18 protein-coding genes are annotated in these 16318 nt (G+C 50.6%); 8 read left to right on the top strand and 10 right to left on the bottom strand.

Annotation, left to right across the window (positions count from 1 at the left end):
- Positions 1-135: 135 nt before the first annotated feature.
- Positions 136-1374: an HD domain-containing protein gene (locus ACK5LI_RS14255; RefSeq protein ID WP_416950529.1), complete on the bottom strand. Its 1239-nt coding sequence runs from the start codon at positions 1372-1374 to the stop codon at positions 136-138.
- Positions 1375-1580: 206 nt separating this feature from the next.
- Between ACK5LI_RS14255 and rplM the strand changes: the two genes are divergently transcribed.
- From rplM to ACK5LI_RS14230, 5 genes are all read left to right on the top strand, one after another.
- Positions 1581-2015 (top strand): 50S ribosomal protein L13, encoded by a 435-nt coding sequence (rplM, locus tag ACK5LI_RS14250; RefSeq protein ID WP_416950527.1) that lies wholly within the window; start codon positions 1581-1583, stop codon positions 2013-2015.
- Positions 2016-2033: 18 nt separating this feature from the next.
- Positions 2034-2426: a 30S ribosomal protein S9 gene (gene rpsI / locus ACK5LI_RS14245; protein ID WP_416950524.1), complete on the top strand. Its 393-nt coding sequence runs from the start codon at positions 2034-2036 to the stop codon at positions 2424-2426.
- Between the two features lie 303 nt (positions 2427-2729).
- Positions 2730-3275: a homoserine kinase gene (gene thrB / locus ACK5LI_RS14240; protein WP_416950521.1), complete on the top strand. Its 546-nt coding sequence runs from the start codon at positions 2730-2732 to the stop codon at positions 3273-3275.
- Entirely contained in the window at positions 3275-3892 is a 618-nt protein-coding gene (locus tag ACK5LI_RS14235) for a hypothetical protein (RefSeq protein WP_416950519.1), read from the top strand. Before thrB ends, ACK5LI_RS14235 begins: the two co-directional genes overlap by 1 nt.
- A 108-nt stretch (positions 3893-4000) precedes the next feature.
- The gene (locus tag ACK5LI_RS14230) at positions 4001-4423 is read left to right on the top strand and encodes a hypothetical protein (RefSeq protein ID WP_416950517.1); all 423 of its coding nucleotides are present in this window, start codon (positions 4001-4003) and stop codon (positions 4421-4423) included.
- Positions 4424-4475: 52 nt separating this feature from the next.
- Here the strand turns inward: ACK5LI_RS14230 and ACK5LI_RS14225 are convergent, their stop codons facing one another.
- From ACK5LI_RS14225 to ACK5LI_RS14205, 5 genes are all read right to left on the bottom strand, one after another.
- A complete protein-coding gene (locus tag ACK5LI_RS14225) occupies positions 4476-4874 on the bottom strand; it encodes a MucR family transcriptional regulator (protein ID WP_416950515.1) in 399 nt (132 codons plus the stop codon).
- 348 nt (positions 4875-5222) lie between these two features.
- Entirely contained in the window at positions 5223-6653 is a 1431-nt protein-coding gene (gene gatB, locus ACK5LI_RS14220) for an Asp-tRNA(Asn)/Glu-tRNA(Gln) amidotransferase subunit GatB (protein WP_416950512.1), read from the bottom strand.
- A gap of 77 nt (positions 6654-6730) precedes the next feature.
- A complete protein-coding gene (locus ACK5LI_RS14215) occupies positions 6731-7387 on the bottom strand; it encodes a DUF4254 domain-containing protein (RefSeq protein ID WP_416950509.1) in 657 nt (218 codons plus the stop codon).
- A gap of 34 nt (positions 7388-7421) precedes the next feature.
- Complete coding sequence (locus ACK5LI_RS14210) at positions 7422-9164, bottom strand: ARMT1-like domain-containing protein (protein ID WP_416950507.1); 1743 nt, start codon at positions 9162-9164, stop codon at positions 7422-7424.
- Positions 9165-9179: 15 nt separating this feature from the next.
- Complete coding sequence (locus ACK5LI_RS14205) at positions 9180-10058, bottom strand: NAD(+)/NADH kinase (protein ID WP_416950505.1); 879 nt, start codon at positions 10056-10058, stop codon at positions 9180-9182.
- A 292-nt stretch (positions 10059-10350) separates the two neighbouring features.
- On the opposite strand from ACK5LI_RS14205, the gene ACK5LI_RS14200 reads away from it, so the two are divergent.
- The 3 genes from ACK5LI_RS14200 to hemC are packed head-to-tail and all read left to right on the top strand — an operon-like array spanning position 10351 to position 12239.
- Positions 10351-10986 (top strand): D-sedoheptulose 7-phosphate isomerase, encoded by a 636-nt coding sequence (locus tag ACK5LI_RS14200; RefSeq protein ID WP_416950503.1) that lies wholly within the window; start codon positions 10351-10353, stop codon positions 10984-10986.
- Between the two features lie 32 nt (positions 10987-11018).
- Positions 11019-11249, top strand: a complete 231-nt coding sequence (locus ACK5LI_RS14195) for an FmdB family zinc ribbon protein (protein ID WP_416950500.1) — start codon at positions 11019-11021, stop codon at positions 11247-11249.
- Positions 11250-11288: 39 nt separating this feature from the next.
- Entirely contained in the window at positions 11289-12239 is a 951-nt protein-coding gene (hemC, locus tag ACK5LI_RS14190; protein ID WP_416950498.1) for a hydroxymethylbilane synthase, read from the top strand.
- 159 nt (positions 12240-12398) lie between these two features.
- Here hemC and ACK5LI_RS14185 read toward each other — a convergent pair whose 3' ends face one another.
- The 4 genes from ACK5LI_RS14185 to ACK5LI_RS14170 form a co-directional block, all read right to left on the bottom strand.
- Positions 12399-13385 carry an ABC transporter substrate-binding protein gene (locus tag ACK5LI_RS14185; protein WP_416950496.1) on the bottom strand — a complete coding sequence of 329 codons (987 nt, stop codon included), beginning with the start codon at positions 13383-13385 and terminating at the stop codon, positions 12399-12401.
- 70 nt (positions 13386-13455) lie between these two features.
- Entirely contained in the window at positions 13456-14514 is a 1059-nt protein-coding gene (locus ACK5LI_RS14180; RefSeq protein ID WP_416950617.1) for a lipid A deacylase LpxR family protein, read from the bottom strand.
- Positions 14515-14542: 28 nt separating this feature from the next.
- Positions 14543-15268, bottom strand: coding sequence for a TIGR04282 family arsenosugar biosynthesis glycosyltransferase (locus ACK5LI_RS14175; RefSeq protein WP_416950494.1), 726 nt, complete (start codon positions 15266-15268; stop codon positions 14543-14545).
- Positions 15269-15270: 2 nt separating this feature from the next.
- A complete protein-coding gene (locus ACK5LI_RS14170) occupies positions 15271-16182 on the bottom strand; it encodes a TIGR04283 family arsenosugar biosynthesis glycosyltransferase (RefSeq protein ID WP_416950492.1) in 912 nt (303 codons plus the stop codon).
- Positions 16183-16318 lie beyond the last annotated feature (136 nt).

Here is a 16318-nt window from a genome sequence, read left to right as displayed (position 1 = left end):
ATCCATAAGAAGCTGTTATTGCAAAGATAGCTAAACAGGCCATGTGGAACCTGCGGATTCACGGAAGTCACCACGTAAAAGGCGGCAGCAGGCACACAGCAGCAATGTAGTTAAAAAACTGAGGCATCGCCCTACCTAATCAAAATCGGCAAACAACGCCCCAACATGTACAGGGCCGATTATCGTACGTCTGTTCCTTTCACGCAGCCGCCATAACGCAGCCTGAAGCTGGTCAGAACTGATGCCGTTTCGCACAGCGGTGTAAGCTTCTATAAAAGCAGCCAGTGTATCGCACGTCTTCAACATGGAACCGTCACGCGGATCGTACATATCGTTATTATACTCATCCTGCAGCGCTTCAAAATCGACCTTGCGCACAGCACCGTCCTCAATCACCGCCTCACTGAACTCAGAACCTACTTCCAGCCCGAGGTAATAAGAAAGACGCTCAGAAAGCACCTCGTAGCCTTCTGCAATCAGCGGATTAAGAACCTTTCGCCGCAGCTCTGCCTCTTCATATTCTTTTATAACCGCATCGAGATCTTCAACAGTCTTTTTGACTGGAGAAATAATGTCACGCGTCTGAAGCTCCGGATGGTCATGAAAGAGTCCGATGAAAAAATTGTTCTGCCGACGGGCCCGACATGCCCCCACAGCAAGACTGAAAAAGTACGAATAGCAGGCAACCAGAAACATGTGTCCCAGCACTGAAGTTTCCGGTATTCTGGGAGTCTGAGACCAGCGTTTCTGAAAACGCAGCTGCCCGCACAGCACGGCAAATTTACCCAGCGCGCCGGTACCGGTGCGCAAACTGTCCATCCCTTCAAGGTGCGAAAAACCAGCCAGTTTTGTAGTAAAGGAGTCAGCGATGTCTTCCATCTCATCATCAAAGGTATTCAGCCCCTTGATAAGCTGAAACTCCCAGTTGCTGGCAAAAAGATGGGCTGCTTCCAGAATATCATCAGCGAGAGACTCTTTGTGTCTGCGGCGCACCCACGCCTGCATCCGGCTCCAGAAAGGATCGCCGAGGGGCTGGACAAGAGGCTCCAGCTCATCAAGCACCCACGATGAAAGCTGTTCGTAGTGCTGAGGATTGTCTTTTATGCGGTAAAAAACAGGAGGCTTAATATCTGTGATGACAAGACGGTAAAAATAGTCAAAGATGCCCCCTTCGATAATCTGATTGCCCAAAGCAAGCCTTGTTTCAGCATCCATTGCACGCGAATTCTGCTGATACAAAAGCCACGCAACAATCATTTTATGGGCTTGCTTGTCCACTTCAAGCAGCTCCATAGGACGCAGTTTGTCATTCCAGCGCTTCATGTAGGAGCCTGCAAAAACAAACTGTAAAAGGCTTTTACGGATGCTGACCATTGTGCCTCCAAAATTTTTCCAACAAATTACTTGGCAAAGTAGGCCATCTTGGTATAACTGACAAGGTTTGAAAGCAGATGGCAGGGATTAGCCGTTACCCCGAACCCGTTACCCCTGTTGTCGGGCTTAATTTCCGTTGACACGAGAGAAAAAACTCCCTATGTAGTTCGCCTTTCGAGCTTCGCAGGTCAAGGAGTATTATAATTATGAAGACGTTCAGCCCCAAGCCGCAGGATATCACCCGCGATTGGTTCGTAGTAGATGCTGAGGACAAAATCCTCGGTCGTCTGGCTGCCCAGATCGCGCATCGGCTTCGCGGCAAGCATAAGCCTGAATTTGCACCGCACATGGACAACGGCGACTTCATCGTCGTAGTCAATTGCGAAAAGATTAAAGTTACCGGCAACAAGCTTGCTGATAAAAAGTATTACCGTTACTCCGGTTACGTTGGCGGTTTGCGTGAGCAGAGCCTTGCTAACGTACTGGCAACCAAGCCTGAGCGTGCGATTATCAACGCCGTTAAGGGTATGCTGCCCCGCAACCGTCTGGGTCGCGCCATGCTGAAAAAGCTTAAGGTGTACGCAGGCAGCGAGCACCCCCACCAGGCTCAGAACCCTCAGGCTCTTGAGCTTAAGTACTAATACAGAGGTGGAAATACTATGACTCAGGAATTTAATTACGGCACCGGGCGTCGCAAAAACGCCACCGCCAGGACCCGCCTCTACAAAGGTACTGGTCAGATTTTGGTAAACGGTCGTCCTTATGACGAATACTTTCCCCGCAAAAGCCTGCAGATGATCATTCGTCAGCCTCTCGCGCTGACCAAGAATGTTGAGACTTTCGACATTCACGTGAATGTGCAGGGCGGCGGTGTTCGCGGTCAGGCCGAAGCCGTTCGTCACGGCATTTCCCGCGCTCTGCTTGAAGTAGACGTAGAAATGCGCCCCGCGCTGAAGCGCGCAGGCTTCCTCACCCGTGACGCACGTAAGAAGGAACGTAAAAAGTACGGTCAGCGCGCAGCTCGTGCCCGCTTCCAGTACTCGAAGCGTTAATTCCGACTGCTACGGAATATCAAAGGGCAGACCCGTTCGGGTCTGCCTTTTTTTACATCTGCACAATATCCGGCAGCAGTTCTCTATATCCGGCAGTCAGCAGCCTTCCCTCTATTGCACACATAAGCACCGGCAGGTTCGTTCCAGAAGGGGAAAATTGCTCATCTCCCTTAATTACAACACGCTATTTTCCATCAGCCCCAACACAGAACTTGCCTTTGCAGTTGACACAGGACGTTGCGAACAGCAAAATCCCACTGCGTAAAGTCCCAACAGAATTTTTCCAAGGAAGCATACAAGCCCATGGCGCAAAGAACATATATCCCCCGTCCTGAAAAGTCAGAGCAGGATGACTGCATAATTCTTATAGGTATGGCCGGAAGCGGCAAAACAACTATCGGCACGGCGCTCGCCAGACGTATGGACTGGGCACACATGGACACTGACCATCTTATTGAGGCCCACTACGGAACCAATTTGCAAAATGTGGCAGACAGCATGGACAAAGAGTCCTTTCTCAATGTTGAAAGCTCTGTATGCCAACGTGTCACAGCCAGCCGCACAGTCATCTCAACCGGTGGCAGCGTAATCTACAGAAAAGAAGCCATGCAGCATTTCAAGTCGCTGGGTCGTATAGTGTACTTGAAAGTCGAGCTTCCCGTCATTCTTGAGCGCATCAGCCGCAACCCGGACCGCGGCCTTGCCATTGCTCCCGGCCAGACAGTGGAAGACCTGTATAATGAACGGGTCGAGCTGTATGACCTGTACGCCGACTACACGGTAGACTGCACAACCGCCTCTGTGGCTGAATGTCTGGAAGCCATTGAACGTTCCCTTTCGGAGAAGTAATGAAGCGCTCAAAATCTGCCGCAAAAAAAGTAAAAACCGGTGTTTTTGCCCGTCTAGCCGCCCTGTATTCTCACATGGAACAGGAGTACAGCACCAAAGCACAAGCTGCGGGACTCAGCTGTCAGGGCTGTACGGACAACTGCTGTACAAGCTACTTCCAGCATCATACCCATGTTGAGTGGCTGTATTTATGGCGCGGAATGAACCTGCTGCCCGAAGACCGCCGCACTACGTACATCGAGCGGGCACACGAGGTTGTTGAGCAAAGCCGCATAATGCTGGCACACGGTACCCGCCCGAATTTGATGTGTCCTGTCAATGACAACGGACTTTGCGGACTGTATGAACACAGGCTGATGATCTGCCGTATGCATGGTACAAAAAATATTCTGGCGTTACCGGATGGCCGCACACAGCAGTTTTCAGGTTGCTTCCGTTTTGTGGAATGCACTAGCGACCAGCCCGAGGAGCTGAAACCGACAGTTGACAGAACGCCGTTTTATAGAGAGCTTGCAGCATTGGAGATGGAATATGTAGGACCCAAGCTTAAAAAGCTGGCCCGCGTAGACCTGACACTGGCAGAAATGCTTGTGCAAGGTCCACCCAAAGTACGCTAAACCACACGGTACTCCATGAAATTCCGAACTTATTTATATAATGCTATCCGGTATAGGGCATTTCTGCTGATTGCAATACTCGCACTCTCCGGCTGCTCCGGCCAGAATGTGGGTCATTTAGCTCACGAAACGTGGGGTAATACTGAAAACAGCCAGATAGACATGAAGTTCTGGCGCTTTCAATACAGCACCGTCGATCTGGGTGAAACCGTGGGAGTTATAGGCAATGCCCTGCCCAATTCTGAACTGTATCCGGAGTGGACATCGTGGTACGGCCAACTGACCATAACGGCCTACCTGAGTGACGCAAACGGAACAGTGATAGCAAAAGACAGCCACAGTTATCTGCCGCGGCCCATAGGTGCCGAACGTACAATTCCACTTGAGTTTACATTTGAGGCAGACACAGTTGACGCATATTATATATCTTTCGGATATCGGATGGTACTCACCGAACACTCACCTGATGTTGTTTCCGGAGCCCAACGCGGAAAAATGCAGATCGTACAAGAAGACGCTCTGCATAAATAAAAAGCGGTTTTTCGAAACAAGAAACGGCCCTTCTTTCGAAGGGCCGTTTTTTTTACTCGACAGGATGCTTGCGGCGTTTTTCCCACAACTGCATGTCTTTCATCTTTTTGCGACGTTCGCGTTGCAAAGATTTGCATACCAAAGGGGTATTTTTCTTAAAGCCCCATTTTTCACGATAAGATACGGCATCCAGATCGTGCAGAGCAAGATGCTTTTTAGTAATAATCTTAAAGCTCTTACCACACTCAAGGCAGGTAATTGTTTTTTCTTTTATAGAGCGCTGTGCAGTCTGCGCATCACCGCCCCCCTCGGCGGTTACAGCTCCTTCACAAATCCCCTTGATTCCATTGGCAAGCTTCATAACCATGGAAGTAATTTCTTCTTCAGTCATAGTACGAACGCTTGCCTGCGCTTTCACAATCTCCAGCGCTTCTTTCAAGTAATCATCCATCGTTCACCTCTCTCGCATTATGTATTGCAAGTGCCAGCTTGTATAAATTGCCCCCCAAAACTTCTCCTTCTCAATAAGTCCCTAAAATCATGCTGTCAACTCTGTAAATAGACTGTACGTTGATGTTCGACGAAAGAAGATCGCTATACCATACCATCCATACTAAATGTAACTGTAACGGTATTCTATTTATACAATATCAAGGGGAATTCATGCAGCACCTTCACCAGTGTATGGTTGCAGGCGCAATTTGTTCCGTGTTTCACACTGATTCAAAAACAAAAAAAGGCGACCCGAAGGTCGCCTGATGTGTTACTATAAAAATACGGTCAAGCACGCTAATACAGCTTATCCCAGCTTTTCAGCAAGCAACTTGGTCACCACACCCGGGTTGGCTTTTCCCTTGGTTTTACGCATTACCTGCCCCATAAAAAAGCTCATCAGCTTTGTCTTACCGCTACGGTACGCTTCAACTTCCGAAGGATTCTCAACCAGCACTTCGTCTACTGCAGTTTCAATGGCACCGGAATCAGAAATCTGTACCAGACCTTTCTGTTTGACGTAGGCAGCAGGCATTTCACCCGACTCGAAAAGGTCAGAGAAAATGTCGTGCACAATTTTACTGCTTACGGTGCCTTCTTCCTGAAGTTTAACAAGCTCTGATACAGCCTGCGGAGTCATGGTTGCATCAGCCACCTTGATCTGCCTGTCGTTCAGTTCGCGCAGAAACTCACCCATGATAAGGTTGGCAACTTTTTTGGCATTGCCAGCTTCTTTTGCCGCTGCCTCAAAAAAGTCTGCCAGTTCACGCTCACTGGTCAACAGTTCCGCATCCTGTCCGGAAAGTCCGTATTCCGCAATAAAACGGGCAAGGCGTTGAGCGGGAAGCTCGGGCAATGAAGCCCGCCATTCTTCCAGCCATGCGTCTTCCAGATGTAGCGGGATCAGGTCCGGATCAGGGAAGTAACGGTAGTCGTGCGCTTCTTCTTTTCCACGCATAGAAGCCGTAATATTACGGGTGGCATCATACAGGCGGGTTTCCTGCACAATCTTTTCACCGTCTTCAAGCAAATCCTGCTGACGGGCTATTTCCACTTCAATGGCACGCTGCACGTTACGGAAGGAGTTCACGTTTTTCAGCTCGGTACGGGTACCGAACTCTTTCTGCCCTCTCGGACGCAAAGATACGTTGGCATCGCAACGGAAGCTTCCTTCTTCCATGTTGCCGTCGCAAATGCCCAGATACAGAAGAATATTACGCAGAGCCTTAAGATACGCCACTGCTTCTTCCGCACTGCGCATGTCCGGTTCGCTCACTATTTCAATAAGCGGTGTTCCGGCACGATTCAGGTCAACATAGCTGGCATTATCCGCAGCTGAGTGAATATTTTTGCCCGCATCGTTTTCCATATGGATACGGGTAATACCGATGCGCTTAACACCGTCTGCCAGAGGAATGTCCAGATGACCGAACTCGCACAGAGGGCGCTCGAACTGGGAAATCTGGTACCCGTACGGCAGGTCGGGATAAAAGTAGTTTTTGCGCGCAAATACCGAGTCGTTATTGATGGTGCAATCAACTGCCATGCCCATTTTAACGGCATATTCCACCGCTTTTTTGTTCACTACAGGCAGCACACCGGGCATACCGGAACATACTTCACACACATTGGTGTTCGGCTCACCGCCAAATTCGGTCGAGCAGGCGCAAAACAATTTTGATCTGGTCCGCAACTGAGCGTGCACTTCCAGACCAATGACGACTTCATAATCAGCCATGCAAAAACTCCTTGGACAAAACAGACGCTACCAAGCCGGTTGTCTTAAAATCGGCTTTTACAGCGTTATGCATCCCCTTACCTGTTTCCGTACAGTTCCGGATTCAGATTGGGGTCATTGTACATTTTAAACTGGTAATAGGTCTTGGGACGCTTCTTCCCGACGGCATAATCGCCCAGCAAGTCCATAACGGCGCGGCCCAGATCTTCACGTTGCTCGGCAAGCACGTTCAGCTTTTCACGACAAGAAGCTATATGCTCCTCTGTTGCGTCTGTACGTTCCACCTGCTCCAGCATATGGAACATCTTAAGGCTCAGAATGGACAAACGGTCCACGGCCATGCCGAGAGATTCTGTATTAATACGCACGGAGTCATCAACTTGCGGCAAAAGGGGCTGCATAAGCGAAATCATGCAGACATCCACTTTTTCCATATAGTCATTACGATGCTGGTTGTAACCGTCAATACGGTACTTGCAGTCGGCAATGACTTCCGGCCCGACATCTTTTCTGCGTGCAATGTCTTCAACGTGCCACAATTTGAAGTTCATCAAATGCTGAGCCAGCACCAGACGATGCAGGGCTGCCAGAGCAGGAGTTTTTTCCGTCACTTCGGCACCGGCAGCTTCCGGAGTGCCCGGTTCGCTTTCATGCCAGCGGGCAGTAGCATCCACCTGAGCATCAAAAGCCCGTTCCAAAGCGCTTTTTATCACTTCAAACGAAAGAGTATCCATTAATAACATCCAAACCGATTTAGTCGAATACAGGCTATTTTATGCCTGCGTCAAAAAACTTGCCTACGCCATACTCACGGCGGCGGAAAAACTTATCCGATGAAGGGCCGATAATCTGCAATTCAGGATGCTTTTTCTGCACATCAATAGCGATATGCATTTCCTTTGTGCAGCCGGTGGAGTAAGTGGAGTCCTTACCCGACCATACGGGCGGCACTTTGCGGCCCATCAGCGCAAAGCTGGTTTCTATATCCTCTACTGTCTGAAAACGCCAGACGTCTATGAGCCCGCTTCTCTGAACCCGTTCCCACATAAACATCAGGTCATCGCCGTCCATGCCTTCCGAAAAGTGTTCCGCAGGGTTAATGACAAATACCTGTTCCATCCTTTCGCGCAAGTGCGACACAAAAGTATGCACAACGCTGATGGCGGTATCAGTCTGCCCGGGGATAGATCCGATTACGCAGCTATAGAAAATAACGGTTTTTCCTTCCTGCTTTGCCTCACGCATGGTTCGGATAATCGCATCCGACTTGCTGAGGATATCGGCCTCGGAAAACTTACGTACTCCAGCGCTTTTTTCTTTCGCGGCAAAATGGAACTCACCATTTTTGTCACGATGAAAGCACAAAATGTCACGGGTATAGATATGGCTTGACCCTATCAGTACCTCGTGGTTGCGTCTGCCCTTTGCCATGATTACGTCGCACTCTTTCCAAGCGCGGGCAAAAGTCACACTGGTACGGTACAGGTTCAACTGTTCGCGAGTACCGTCGGAAATCACAACAAAACGATGCTCGCGTAACGTCGCCAGCAGATCATTTTTTGAAATGGCCTCATCATGTACAAACATGGCACCTTCAAGGTGCTCAGCCAGTACAGGGTCGTACTCCGCATCCCACATGGTAGGCGTTTTAAAGTGGAAGCCTTCCTTCAGCACCAGCACCACCTGATGCCCCATGCGCAGCAACGCCTTGATGATCTTCAGGTCATAAATAATGCCGCCGCTGACATCCGGCAGATACAACACTTTTTTCCGTGCTTCTTCTTCCGGCCCGAAAGTAAGCCGCAAGCGGTTGCAGTCACCGCAGGGTTTATTCAGCTCCGCCGCAAAATCAACATCCGCAAGGTCCCGTCCTTTCCACAATTCAGACATGGTGGAAAGATAAAGAAGGCGCTTGAGCTCGATCATATCAAGCTCCCACCTGAAGTCACGGATATCGCTGCAGACAGACGGCAGATCGGCGGGGCATGCCTGCAGCGCCTTATGTGCTTCCGTACTATGCAGACTTTCAACAGCGCGCCGGTTGGCGGTCAGCTTCGAGTCACGGTACGGGTCCGGAATTCCGCACTGGGTCAGCACAATACTGTCCAGCCTTTTGACAAGTCGTGACGGCATGATGATGCCGGATTTGAGAGCCAGCTGAAAACGCAACCGCGAGAAATGGATAACACGCCGTTCGTTGAACTTATCAAACCCATGCGCACGGATCATGCGCACGATAAAACGCCACGCTCTGGCATATTCGCGCAGCAACTCAGAAGGATTTTCAGGCTGAACAAGCATCCTGAACACGTCATCCGAACAGGGGAAATACACCTGATCCTCATCCAGAGCCACCATGAAGCGCAGCTGTTCCGGTGTCGCAATCAAAGTCGGATTAAGCAGGTGTTCAATATTATTTTCTGTTCTGAAATGATGCAGCCATGCATCCAGCACAGGGTCAATGCCCTGGCGCACATCACACACGGTGGCAAGTTCAGGAAGCGTGCTCATGAATCACTCCGGTAATCAGGTTGAACTGCGGGACGCATGGCCGCGGCCTCTTGGGTCACGGACAAAGCCCTTTGATCGTAGTTGGGTAAAATAGGTTGAGCCTTTTACAGAAACAAACGAAAGCCCCTTCTCTGCTTTTGTCACAGTCACCAGATCACCGGCCTCAAGCGCAAAGCACTCCTGACCGTCCTGCGTGATGTATACTTCCTGCGGGCCTTCCAGAATACGGATTTCAAAATGCATGGAGCCATCAAGCACCATGGGATGAAAATTGTTTAAAAACGGGCAGATCGGCGTAATGGTAAACACCGATAGATCAGGGTGAACAAGCGGCCCCCCTGCGGAAACGGCATAGCCGGTGGCGCCTGTGGGAGTAGAGACGATAAGGCCGTCGGCACGCAGGTCGCCCAGCCATTCGCCGTTAACGCCCAGCCCCAGATTGATTACACGGGCAAGAACACCACGATGCAAAACAACATCGTTGACAGCAATGCCTTTAAAAACGCATTCGCCGCCGCGTTCGACATTAAAATCCAGAGCAAGGCGTTCTCTTGTATGCAGCCCATGATCAATAATATACTGCATGGCCTGCTGCCAGCCGCCCGCGTTTACTTCCGCAAGAAAGCCGACCTTACCTAGATTAACACCAAGCATGGGAACACCAAGCCCCATGGCCCTGCGGGAAACGCTGAGCATGGTTCCGTCGCCGCCCAAAACCAGAATACAATCTGCGTTTCTGGCTTGTTCCGGCATGGGTTGCGAAGCGTCGTTCTCTTCTACTGCAACCTCAATGCCGCGTTCGGCAAACCACGCCGCCATCCGGCCGGAAAGGGCCTTTGCCTCGGGGTGAACCTGTTTTATTGCTATAAAAACTTGTTTCAATTTGCGATGCATGACTATCCCTAGTAAAAAGCGATGATTCCATCAAGAAGCAGCCTGTAGTGTGACACAATGCGCACTACATTACATGCGCTCTGCTCACAAGCGCCAAACAGGCTTGTAGCACGCAATTAAAACTTTCGTCACAAATTAGGGCTCCGGCTCTGTTTTTATTTTCTTTATATTACCGGCATATTACACATACAGAAGGCTAAACATTGCTACCCGTCGCCATTTAGGGTAGTCCCAAGTGGTTCCGATATGCCGTCAGGCATACTTTGCGGAACTTTCCACAAAAGGAGTTTTAATGTCAGACACAGCCAAATCCATGGTTATGGAACATGCACTGGAAGGCAGCCGCCTGCGTGAAGCATTCTTTCAGGAGAATGCGGACACCATAGTGGATGTTGCCCGCATCATGGCCGTCTGCATTGCCCGCGGCGGCAAGGTGCTGCTTTGTGGTAACGGCGGAAGCGCTGCAGATGCACAGCATATTGCAGCCGAATTCCTTAACAGATTCATGATGGACAGACCGCCGCTGCCAGCCATCGCGCTGACCACAGACACATCAACCATTACTGCCATCGGAAACGACTTCGGGTTCGATCAGGTATTCAGCAAACAGGTTCAGGCTCTCGGCCAGCCCGGTGACATTCTTGTTGCCATTTCGACATCCGGCGGCAGCCCAAACGTGATTTCAGCTTTGCGGGCAGCAACCGACAAAGGCATGATCACTGTAGGCATCACCGGTAAAGGCGGCGGGGCCATGGCTGAATTGTGCAGTCACCTGATTGATGTCAAAGATAATCGTACTCCGCTTATTCAGGAAATTCACCTTGCCGTGGAGCACATGCTCTGCGGGCTGGTAGATCATTACCTTTTTGAAAACGTGATGGAACTGCAGCCGTGGCTGGAACAGTCCGGCGAGGCATCCCACAAGTAAATACAGTTACGGTTTCAACAAAGGGGGAACCAATGCCCATTTACGAATACACCTGTAAGTCCTGTCACAAGGATTTTGAAGAGCTCGTCTTCGGAAACGGCGACGGCGTAAAGTGCCCGCATTGCGGGTCGGAAAAAACTGCCAAGCTCATGTCCTGCTCCTGCTTTAAAACAGCTGACGGCATGGGCGGTTATACCGTCCCCGCATCGTCCGGCGGCGGCTGTTCCGGCTGTTCCGGCGGCAACTGCTCTACCTGCAAATAACGACGCCCCGCGAATTCTCTAACTCTCACAGGCGCGCACATGAAAAAAATCGTCATCGCTACCCGCGGCAGCAAGCTCGCACTCTGGCAGGCTGAACATATCAAAGAACGCATATTGCAGCAGTACCCCGACCAGTACGAGGTCGAGCTGCTTATTCTGAAAACCAAAGGTGACATCATTCTGGATGTGCCGCTTGCCAAAGTAGGCGGCAAAGGCCTTTTTGTTAAGGAGATAGAAGAGGCCCTGCTGGATGGTCGTGCGGACATCGCCGTACACAGCATGAAAGACGTTCCTATGGAACTGCCTGAAGGGTTGACTCTGGGTGCTATTCCTGAACGTGAAATCCCGACGGATTCATTGCTTTCTGTAAAATACGACGGGCTGGATGCCCTGCCGCAAGATGCTGTTGTCGGCACCAGCAGCCTGCGCCGTCAGTCCCAGATTCTGGCTCTGCGCCCCGATCTGGAAGTAAAATGGCTACGGGGCAACGTACAGACAAGAATCCGTAAGCTGATGGAAGGCCAGTATGATGCCATCATCATGGCAACTTCCGGCCTCAAGCGCCTTGGAGAAACTGCCCCCTTCCATACCGAGCTTGGCCCGCCCAGCTTTATGCCTGCTGTCGGTCAGGGTGCTCTCGGACTTGAATACCGCGAGGGCAGACAAGACCTTGCAGAAATGCTTGCCTTCCTGAACCACCGGCCTTCACGCATCTGCGTAGAGGCAGAACGCGGTTTTCTATTCGGTCTGCAAGGCGGCTGTCAGGTACCCATTGCAGGCTACGCTTCTATGACGGATGAAGACAACTTTGAGCTGGTCGGCCTTGTCGCAGAGTTGGACGGCAGCAACGTTATCCGTCTGACTGCCACAGGAACGGAAGCAAATGCCCGCCAGACTGGTCTTGAACTGGCTGAAAAAGTCAAAGCAGCCGGTGCTTCGGAAATCCTCGCCCGTGTATACAAAAATGGCGATGCAGCTGAACAGAATTAGTTTCTGCTTGTAAAAAAAGCGGCGTACCACGTACGCCGCTTTTTTTTGTATAATCTGCAAAATCATAAAAGTTGCCATGCAACAGCTTTCAATCTCCTGCGGTCAGCCAGCCCTGCTCATCACCTACAGGTACTTCACCGGCAGTTGATCAGGCTACGGCTATGGCACCCAGTTCACTTCACTTTCATACACGCGCGGTACTTTCAGTCCCCATCGGGCCATACCGCTGCGGCTAAGTATAAGCTGCCCCTGCTCCGCCATGACAGGATGGACAGGACTCTCGCCATACTGCAACAGGCTCAGTACCAGATCGGCTGCACTGTCGCCTTGTTCTTCTGCGGAATGCAGTAATCCGCCGATAGCCTTACCCGGCCCTACGCTGAAATTCCAGACGGCAAAACAAGGTAACTGTGCATGGGCTATGGTCCACTCAAGCACCTGAACGTCATTTGCAACGTTGCCATCATCGCCAATCAGGGTCTGATACAGGCCTATGATGATCACATCAAAGTTTTCACTTTTCGCCTGCAGAATGCTTTCCTGCCAGTCCTTCCAACTTGCGATCATTCTTGTTTCCAGCCCGACCCCCATAATATTCTCGCTCGGCATGTATCGCATGATCTCGCCAAAAATGATCTGAGCTGTCGTGCTGTTATCAAAAAGCAAAAGTACTTTAGAAAGAGATAACCCTTCCATCCTGCTAAGATAACTTATGGCGCGCTTTATTAAAGGCCGCTCGATGACACCTGTGGTATCTCTACGGGAATGCAGTCCGTACTTTCGCGGGTTGGCATTTATCCCCATGTACACAATAGGAGTGCCTGTTTCCGCCAGACGCTTGCCCAGCAAAGCACAGGCATTATCATCCGCCAGCACAACCAGATCTGGTTTGAGCTCAAGGTACCTCGCAAACGCTAGCTGCGCCCTTGCCTCATGCTGCTCTTCAGGCAGGCGTTTTGTATCCAGTTCAAAGGTGACCAGTGTATGTTGCGGAGTCAGCCTATCACGCAGAACCTGCAGGTATCTGGTATCCCAGTCATACCCTGCGTGGTAACTTTCAATCACAAAGACCGTGGCGGCAAGAGCAGTTTGCGCACTCAGGCAAAGCAATAAAAAAAACGCGCCGGAAACAATAAGTCTGAGCAAAGCTTACCTCCCGAAACTAACCTGCAAAAGGTAGCTTGCTGCTGAACTGGAATATATTATTACATATACGCTAAAACGTTATTGCAAAAGTCAACGAGCCAAACTGCTGAGCTTTTTCCTGATTATAGAATTCGCGGGTACGCAATACATGAGTGTACGAAATACGATAACGCCCGTACATCAACGCCACGCCGCCATTAAAATCTGCAACCAGCGACTTTTTTGCCACATGATGACTGGTAGACATGGTGTTGCCGTCCAGAAACATATTCCAGGCCACAGCCCGCAAGTCCGCACCTGCAAAAAAGTACATACCAAAACTTTCCGCACCGGACTGGAGCCTCGGGTCATCGTCTGCGGTGGGTGCGCCGATAGCTGCACCGGGCCTGATAAGCGAAGTCCCGAAATCCGCAGGCAGGTTATACCCTAACCGCACTTCGCCGCCCGTATTCGCATAGGTCATCACGTTGCCTGCAGTAATTCCCGCATGCGGAATAACATCCCATCCCCAGCCGCGACCGGAACCATCAGGATTCAGTCGCCATGCCCGTTCATAGGTTACCATCAGGCCGGGCTCATTGTTCAGCTGATTTTCCCACCCTTTCGCAGTGGGGATGTCGCGGACACTATGCACCGTGTTCTGAGCATATTCACCCAGCGCAGCCGGACCGACCACACCCAGTGTGACTACCAGCGAGTCCAGCCGGTCATCGCGTTTGGCATGCATGCCCAATGCGCCGTACAGATAGCCCGCATAGGGCCTGTCGTTTTCCAGCAGCTCTGTAGTTTGCGTATCCGAGGGAGTATATATGTGCTGCCCCAGAGTAAGCGATACGTTGTACTGAGAATCTTTTCCGGCTTCCAGCGGCAGGCTGTTCAGAAAGGTATCCAACTGGTCAGGCAGCATATCGTCCGCAGCAAGTGTGGGCAAATCCTGCGATACAACCGTCATTTGAACAGCATTGGTGTAATACTGGTCGGTGTCGGCAAACAGGTCGTTTTCAAAATAAAAGAAAACACTCCGTGTCGACTTCGCCTTGGTTCGTACGTAGCTCTCGCCAACATTCACATTCTTTCCAGAATCAGCAAAAACAGGCGCTGCGCTGCCCCAAAAGCAGCACAACGCCATAAAAAACGCCATAAGTCGCATTCGCGGCTTACTCCTTATCATTCATGGCAAAACCAGGCAGATCAATATCGTACTGCCTGATGAGTGCATCATTTTCGCGCAGCAGCGCAAAGGTGGAGGATTTACGGAACGAGCTGTTTTTATTGGTTCTGTACAGCACGTTCAAATCCCATATGGTGTCCACATCGTTCCAGTCCGGCAGAAACTGCACTTCAAGGCGTGCCTTGCGCATTTTTTCCACTGTGGGCTGATATACATCAGATTCTCCCCAGCGGATACCGTCAAAGACTTCCGGCCTGAAATACTCTTTTCTGAAACCGATCAGATAGTATCCGCCGTCAAAAGCAGGCCCGATGGCAGCATCGTAATGTTGCAGGTCATTCAGCGTTTTCTGTACCAGTTCAAACGGAAAATCAGGAATATCACTGCCCATCAGCACTACACGGTCGTAGCCGTCGTCAAACGCCTGCTGCATGGCCTGTTTCATACGTTCGCCAAGGTCCAGTCCCTGCTGTGCATAGTACGAATGCTGAGGCCCGAGCCATGCCTTAAATCGTTCCGGCAAATCACTGTCGCCGGGAACATAACAAATACGCAAATCAGCATGCAGACGAGTCAATCCCCGCAGCATGTCCTGCACAAAATGGCGGTACATCAGAGCCGCTTTATCATTTCCGAGTACTTCACCCAGACGTGTCTTCACCTTGCCGGATTCGGGGTATTTAACAAAATAGAGTACGCAGGATTCGCTCATAATCAACCTCTGTGTGCGCGATACCATCGCGAAAGTGAGTGCGGTGAAACGCCCAGTGCATAGAGTGTGCGCAGACATACATTGCGCACCGAGCAATACAATCTACCTTCCTTGTGCCAGCGCCGTGCCGATGTGGCAACACGGTTTTTTAAAATCTCAACAGCGTGTCCCCCGCGGCGGATGCGGCGCATTATATCCACATCTTCCATTATAGGGATATCAGCATAACCATTCAAAGCATGAAAAAAATCAGTCCTGAAAAACTGCGCCTGATCACCGTACGGAGTGCGCGTAAGTCTGTTACGCACGTCAGCAATGCGTTCGACAAATCTGAAGTACAGCCCGTCATCCTCTATACTCAGGCCGAATGCTCCGGCTTTCACGCGCTCAAGAGCTTCCGCCATGAATGTAAAGGCCTGTTGCGGCAACCGCGTATCTGCGTGCAAAAACAGCAGGTACGCCCCTTTTGCGGCAGCTGCACCGGCATTCATCTGGCGCGCTCTGCCTTTAGGGGCAGAAATAACTATACTGCGGACAGAAGACGTTAATACTGCATTTGCGGTCTGCGGTTTACCTGCGCAAAATTCAACATCCCCGTGACCTTGGCGCCCCCCTGCACAAACAGCCCCCGAAGCGAAACTGCCGGAGCAGCCTGCACCGCTTTCTGTTTTCGTGTTGCAACTCAGAGTATCAGGCTTGCCGGAGTTCTCTCCGCAATAATTTTCGGCACAAACTATAATCAGCTCAAAAGGGATGCCGCAACTGACGTGCAGCAAGTGTGCACCAAGAGCGGCAGCAACACCGTTTTCATGAAGCACAGGAACAATAACCGAAACAACAACATCATCATCGGGCATTGCGCTGTGCACTTCGTCTTTTTGCAATGTTTTGTACTTTGCTGAAATATTTGTCACAAACGTACCAGAAGTTTTCAATGCCAACGCCACATTCGGCAACAGCCTGCATATACATATACAAAGTTGTGCACCGGCTGACAAACGCTATTGCCTGATGACAATCGGAAAGGGGTAAGATATACTTTTTTGTTGA

It is taken from the genome of Oleidesulfovibrio sp. (assembly GCF_047973035.1).
Lineage (GTDB): Bacteria > Desulfobacterota > Desulfovibrionia > Desulfovibrionales > Desulfovibrionaceae > Oleidesulfovibrio.
Note: the sequence above shows the minus strand (reverse complement) of the source record. Positions and strands in the feature narration are given on the sequence as shown.

Bases quoted from the DNA above. Each gene is read 5' to 3' on its own strand.
- ACK5LI_RS14180 (WP_416950617.1), bottom strand. From the start codon at position 14,514: ATGGCGTTGTGCTGCTTTTGGGGCAGCGCAGCGCCTGTTTTTGCTGAT.
- gatB (WP_416950512.1), bottom strand. From the start codon at position 6,653: ATGGCTGATTATGAAGTCGTCATTGGTCTGGAAGTGCACGCTCAGTTG.
- ACK5LI_RS14175 (WP_416950494.1), bottom strand. From the start codon at position 15,268: ATGAGCGAATCCTGCGTACTCTATTTTGTTAAATACCCCGAATCCGGC.
- ACK5LI_RS14255 (WP_416950529.1), bottom strand. From the start codon at position 1,374: ATGGTCAGCATCCGTAAAAGCCTTTTACAGTTTGTTTTTGCAGGCTCC.
- ACK5LI_RS14225 (WP_416950515.1), bottom strand. From the start codon at position 4,874: ATGGATGATTACTTGAAAGAAGCGCTGGAGATTGTGAAAGCGCAGGCA.
- ACK5LI_RS14200 (WP_416950503.1), top strand. From the start codon at position 10,351: ATGTCAGACACAGCCAAATCCATGGTTATGGAACATGCACTGGAAGGC.
- hemC (WP_416950498.1), top strand. From the start codon at position 11,289: ATGAAAAAAATCGTCATCGCTACCCGCGGCAGCAAGCTCGCACTCTGG.
- rpsI (WP_416950524.1), top strand. From the start codon at position 2,034: ATGACTCAGGAATTTAATTACGGCACCGGGCGTCGCAAAAACGCCACC.
- ACK5LI_RS14205 (WP_416950505.1), bottom strand. From the start codon at position 10,058: ATGCATCGCAAATTGAAACAAGTTTTTATAGCAATAAAACAGGTTCAC.
- ACK5LI_RS14215 (WP_416950509.1), bottom strand. From the start codon at position 7,387: ATGGATACTCTTTCGTTTGAAGTGATAAAAAGCGCTTTGGAACGGGCT.
- thrB (WP_416950521.1), top strand. From the start codon at position 2,730: ATGGCGCAAAGAACATATATCCCCCGTCCTGAAAAGTCAGAGCAGGAT.
- ACK5LI_RS14210 (WP_416950507.1), bottom strand. From the start codon at position 9,164: ATGAGCACGCTTCCTGAACTTGCCACCGTGTGTGATGTGCGCCAGGGC.
- ACK5LI_RS14235 (WP_416950519.1), top strand. From the start codon at position 3,275: ATGAAGCGCTCAAAATCTGCCGCAAAAAAAGTAAAAACCGGTGTTTTT.
- ACK5LI_RS14195 (WP_416950500.1), top strand. From the start codon at position 11,019: ATGCCCATTTACGAATACACCTGTAAGTCCTGTCACAAGGATTTTGAA.
- rplM (WP_416950527.1), top strand. From the start codon at position 1,581: ATGAAGACGTTCAGCCCCAAGCCGCAGGATATCACCCGCGATTGGTTC.